Source organism: Aeromicrobium sp. MLTX1 (genome assembly GCF_046452335.1).
In the GTDB taxonomy this organism is placed as follows: domain Bacteria; phylum Actinomycetota; class Actinomycetes; order Propionibacteriales; family Nocardioidaceae; genus Aeromicrobium.
Genome location: NZ_JBKFDN010000008.1, coordinates 1 through 5,162, shown reverse-complemented (window position 1 = coordinate 5,162; position 5,162 = coordinate 1). Strand labels below are relative to the sequence as shown.

General features: G+C 67.2%; 4 protein-coding genes. All 4 read left to right on the top strand.

The genetic code is table 11. The features are described 5' to 3' along the window. Positions 1-162 precede the first annotated feature (162 nt). A complete protein-coding gene (locus ACK99Q_RS17770; protein WP_410187431.1) occupies positions 163-402 on the top strand; it encodes a hypothetical protein in 240 nt (79 codons plus the stop codon). Between the two features lie 11 nt (positions 403-413). After that, a complete protein-coding gene (locus ACK99Q_RS17765; RefSeq protein ID WP_410187430.1) occupies positions 414-1,307 on the top strand; it encodes a hypothetical protein in 894 nt (297 codons plus the stop codon). A gap of 109 nt (positions 1,308-1,416) precedes the next feature. Next, complete coding sequence (locus ACK99Q_RS17760) at positions 1,417-1,704, top strand: hypothetical protein (RefSeq protein WP_410187429.1); 288 nt, start codon at positions 1,417-1,419, stop codon at positions 1,702-1,704. Between the two features lie 126 nt (positions 1,705-1,830). Next, positions 1,831-5,162 (top strand): phage tail tape measure protein (locus ACK99Q_RS17755; protein ID WP_410187428.1); only part of this gene is annotated, 3,332 nt, incomplete at its 3' end.

Below are 5,162 nucleotides of genomic sequence, written 5' to 3'. Positions count from 1 at the left end.
ACCCATGAACCGAACCTGGACCGACTACACCGAAGGCCAGCCCAATCCCGGCCCGGAGGTCGCTTTCCGACTCGGGCTGCCGTACGGCGTGCTCGACCGGCTCGGGACCGTCCGCATCACCCGCAGCATCGACGACCTGAACCGCATCCGAGGAGAAGCCACATGACCAGCCCCGAGGACATCCGACAGGCACTCGCCGTCGAGTTCAACATCCCGGCCGAGCATCAAGACCTGCTCAGCGCCACCGACCCCGACGCGTTGCGGGCGCAGGCCGAGAAGGTCGCCGCTCTCGTCGCGAACATCACTCCCGAGTTCCAGGCGAACCCCGGACAGGGACAGAACGGCGGGTCCGCGAGCGCCGAAGACGCCGAGTACGCCCGCTATTACCCGACCGAATCCTGAGAGGACCGAGCATGAGCACCAACTATGTTCCGCGTTACACGTCGCCGGAAGGCCTGGATCTCCTCAGGCCACTCCCGCGACTGAGCCACACCGTCGGCGAGCTTCTGGCGTTCGCGCACACCTTGCGCACCGCCGGCCTCGATCTCGGACCACGCATCGAGAAGATCGAGGCCATCTGGGACGCCGCTCAGTCCGCGATGGCCTACTCGGTTGCCGAACGGGTGGCCGCCATCGACATCGACACCGTGGACCCCGGCGAGGTGGCCGACATCGTCTCGGAGGCGGCGCTCGCCCACGTCGCACGCCTCCAGACGTCGTTCCACGAACGCACACAGGACTCGGGCATCGACACCGTGGTCAACGAGTTCGATCGGTCACTGAGGATCGCGGCAGGTCAAGCCCTCCGCAACGACGCTGACCGGCTCGTACAGGAGCTGCGTGCGGAGTTCGACAAGGCCGCGAAGGTCATCCAGTCCGCATACGCAGCCGGGCTGAGCAAGGACACCAAGGAGAGCGAGCTGCTCACCAACGGGTCCAGCGCCGCGATCTCCGCGTACCGCAAGCTGCCGGACGCAGTCGCCAGCCTCGACCGCATCGCTGCCCTGCGCATCGGCATGGTCCGCCACCTCGGATACGAGGCGAACCTGGCCAACCCGCCGCACGAGGTCTGCGCCTTCATCGCCGATGTGAAGACCGAACTGGAACTCGGCGGTGCGGAGAACACGTGGGATGGCGAGATCGAACACGTGCAGATCGACGGCTTGCTCGGGGGCTCGTCGATCTACCGGGCCCGCAAGCACTTCATCGGCGGTGCCTGGCTCGAGCTCCTGCGCCGTGGCTACACGCTCCGTCTCAACACGGCCACCGAGGCCGGCGACGTCGCGCAGCCCAAGGAGGTCGCGTGAGAGCCCACCCCGTTACCCCTGTCCCGGGGCCTTCCCAAAATCCAAGACCGCTGGGTAGGTCTCTCGCAGTCCACGAACCTGAAATTTCCGGGGCGCATGGTGAAAGCGCATGACTAGGCCCGTCACCCACGCCGAGGTCGCTCGGCAGATGCAGATGATCGTCGACTGTTCGGTCCTGTCCGCCGCTCTGCGGAACGGCCAGATCGACGAGGCCGGCGTCCTGCTGGGCAAGGCGATCGACAACTACCCCGAGATCGAGGCCGGACTGCTGTCCGTCGCCAAGGCCACCTTGGACCTCCTTATCGATCGGGACCTACTCACCGAAGCCGAGACCGAGCGTGCGCACAAGCTCGCACGGTCCGCGAACGCTCGCGTGGCGAGCATGACTTCCGGCTAACAGCCAGGAGTCCGGCGACCAGCTGAAGGGGGAGCTTCGGCTGGTCGCCATTGGTCATCGCTCCGATCGAGCGACGACGTTTCTTCCACAACAAGACACCGGGCATCAGATCGAAGGAGAACTCTGATGGCCGACAGAAGTGTCGTGATTCGAGTAGGCGCCAATGTCTCAGGCGTCGTGAACGGGATGAGGACGGCGAAGGGCGCCGTCGAGGACTTCGGCAAGTCCGCGACGGGCTACTTCTCCAAGAACCGCGCGGCGCTCGACGACCTCGCGTCAACGATGGGCAAGGTCGGGCTCAGCGCTGGCGCCCTGGGGGCGATCGCGGTGCGGGCGTTCGCGAACTTCGACGAGGCGATGTCAGCCGTCGAAGCCACAGGCAAGGACGCCGCGGCCAACATCGAGCAGCTCGGCGACCTCGCGATCGATATGGGCGCGAAGACGAAGTACTCCGCGACCGAGGCCGCGGGCGCGATCGAGGAGATGCTGAAGGCCGGTGTCTCGGCGAAGGAGGTCATCGGCGGCGGCCTCCAGGGTGCGCTGGACATGGCTGCGGCCGGCAACATCGAAGTGGCCGAGGCCGCCGCGTACGCCTCGCAGGCGATGAATCAGTTCAGCCTGAAGGGGGAGGACGTCCCGCACATCGCGGATCTCCTCGCCGCGGCGGCCGGCAAGGCGAACGGCGAGATCTCCGATTTCGGCCAGGCGCTCAACCAGACAGGTCTGGTGGCCTCGGATGCGGGACTCTCGCTCGAGGAGACGACCGGCGGCCTTGCTGCCTTCGCCCAGGCTGGCCTTCTCGGCTCGGATGCCGGCACGTCGTTCAAGACGATGCTGCAACGGCTCAACCCGCAGTCGAAGGAAGCCGCCGACCTTATGAAGAAGCTCGGGCTCTCGGCGTACGACAGCAAGGGCCGCTTTGTCGGCCTCGCCGAGTACGCCGGCCGCCTCAAGGCGTCCATGAAGGACATGACCGACGAGCAGCGCGCCGCGGCGATGCAGACCCTGTTCGGGTCGGACGCGATCCGGGCCGCGAACGTCCTGTATCGCGAGGGTGAGGTCGGCGTCCGCAATTGGACGAAGGCGGTCGACGACCAGGGTTTCGCCGCCGAGACGGCCACCACGAAGATGGACAACCTCAAGGGTGACTTCGAGGAGCTGACGGGCGCGCTCGAGTCGGCGTTCATCACGACGGCGGCTGGCACTGACGGGCCGCTGCGTGACCTGACTCAGATGCTGACCGGGCTCACCGACGCCTACAACGGGCTGCCTCAGGGCATGAAGGACGCGACGATGGGCGCCATTGGCCTCACTGCCGCGATCGGTGGTGGCGCCTGGGCCACGTCGAAGGCGCTCTCCAGCTACGAGAAGATGACGACCACCTTCGACAGTCTCGGAGGCTCGTACGAGAGGACGACCAAGAAGGCGCTGCTGGCCCGCGGAGGCGCTCTCGGCGTCGGGCTCGCGCTCGGCTCGCTGTCGGACGACATCGGTGAGTTCGACGAGCGTGCCGGCATCGCCACAGATGCCCTGTCTGGCATGGCTGTCGGCTTCGGCGTCGGCGGCCCGTGGGGTGCTGCCATCGTCGGAGCGATCGGCCTCGTGAAGGGCTTCGGTGACGCACACGCCGACGCCGCAGCCGAGATTCAGGCGATGGTCGAGCTGTACGACCAGGCCACCGGCAAGATGACCGCCGCCGCTCGCTCCAAGGCAGTCAAGGATCTGTCCAAGCCGTTCCAGCAGGGCCTGTTCGGCACCGGCTTCGGCGCCGTCGACATGACGCCGCTCGAGGCCGCCAAGACCGCCGGCATCGACTTGAAGACGCTCACCGATGCCGCGATGGGCAGCGGTCGAGCCATGCAGGAAGTCACGGCGCGCCTCGATGAGCTGTGGAGCATCGCCAAGTCCGGTGACCTGAACGCCGAGGCTGACCGCCTCGGCGTCAGCAGCCGGGACCTCGCCGACGCCACGGCCTACCTCGGTGACCACATCGACGAGAACGCCGAGAAGTGGCGTGAGGCCGGCGCCCGCGCACGTGACGCCGCGGTCGCCACGGCGGGCGAGATCAAGACGACCAGAGAGTTCGCCGCTGCGCTCGGCGACGTTCCTCCCGGTGTCGAGACGGAGTTGAAGCTGCTGGGCTACAAGCCCACCGAACTTCAGCTCGACGAGATCATCCGCCGATACGAGCTAACTCCCGAGGAGGTGCAGACCGTCTTGGCTGCGCTCGACCGGGCCACGCCTCTGATCGAGGACGTCGACCGCAAGCGGAACCGGCTCGACGGGTCCACGGCCACCGTCCGCCTTGGTGCGATCGACGCCGCGACGGGTGCCATCTACGCCGCCCGGACGGCGCTCCAGTCGCTCGACGGGCGATCGGCGACGGTCAGCATCCGGACCAAGGGCGCCAAGCCGAACCTCAACGACGTGTATGGCCGTGCCGACGGTGGGCTCGCTGTCGGCTCGACGTGGAAGCGGTTCGCGGACGGCGGGATCGACGAGTACGGCCGCCCGGTCCAGCGCACTCCGCAGATCCGCCACGCCGCTCAGGGCGCCGTGGTCTGGGGTGAGCCCGAGACTGGTTGGGAGGCGTACATCAGCGGCAAGCCGGGCAAGAAGGACCGGAACCGCGCGATCGCGTCGGAGGCTGTCGGTCGCCTTGGTGGCTCGGTTCAGTGGTTCGCTGACGGTGGCTTCACCGAGGCCGTCAGTGCCCGCGAGCTGACGTCGATGCGGATTCGTGTCCGCGACCTGAAGCGGGCCCTGCGCGAGACGGAGACGTACGGCAAGAACAAGAAGCGTCGTCTGGCACTCCGCGGCTTGGACCGTCTCGAGGCGCGTCAGGAACTCCGTGAGGCAGAGGCTGAACTGCGGGAGCAGAACAGCATCCGTCGCACGATGAAGCGTCGCGGTTACAAGACGTCTGGCGCTTACAACCGCGCGATGCAGCGCAGTCAGGATGCTCGCGAGAAGGCGCGCGAGGATGCGGAGAACGCGAAGGAGAACCGTCAGTCGGTCGCGTCGTCGTTCGCTGACGGTCTTGGCTCGGATGCGTTCAAGTCGCCGGCCAGTCTCGAGCGCGCGCTGGCGACGATGCTGCGAGACGGCGCCGAGCACACGCAGTTGTTGGCGCAGTTGAAGAAGGCCGGCGCGTCTCCGTGGCTGCTGGAGCAGTTGGTGAAGGCGGGTCCGTCTCGTGCGACGAACCGGACCGCTCGTGCCCTGCTGGCGGACACAGACCGGCTGCGGCGCCTGAACGCGATGTCTGCGGGCATCGTCACCACGTCCAACCAGTACGCGGCACTGACGACCGGCAAGGGCTTCACGCCGACGTTCTCTGGTGCCGCGGGCTTCGACGCGAAGGCCGTAGCGAAAGAACTCGCCGCCGCCTACTCGGCACTCCCGCCCACGCAGCTCACTGTGGATGGACGTCAGGCAGGTGCGCTCGTGCAGGCAGG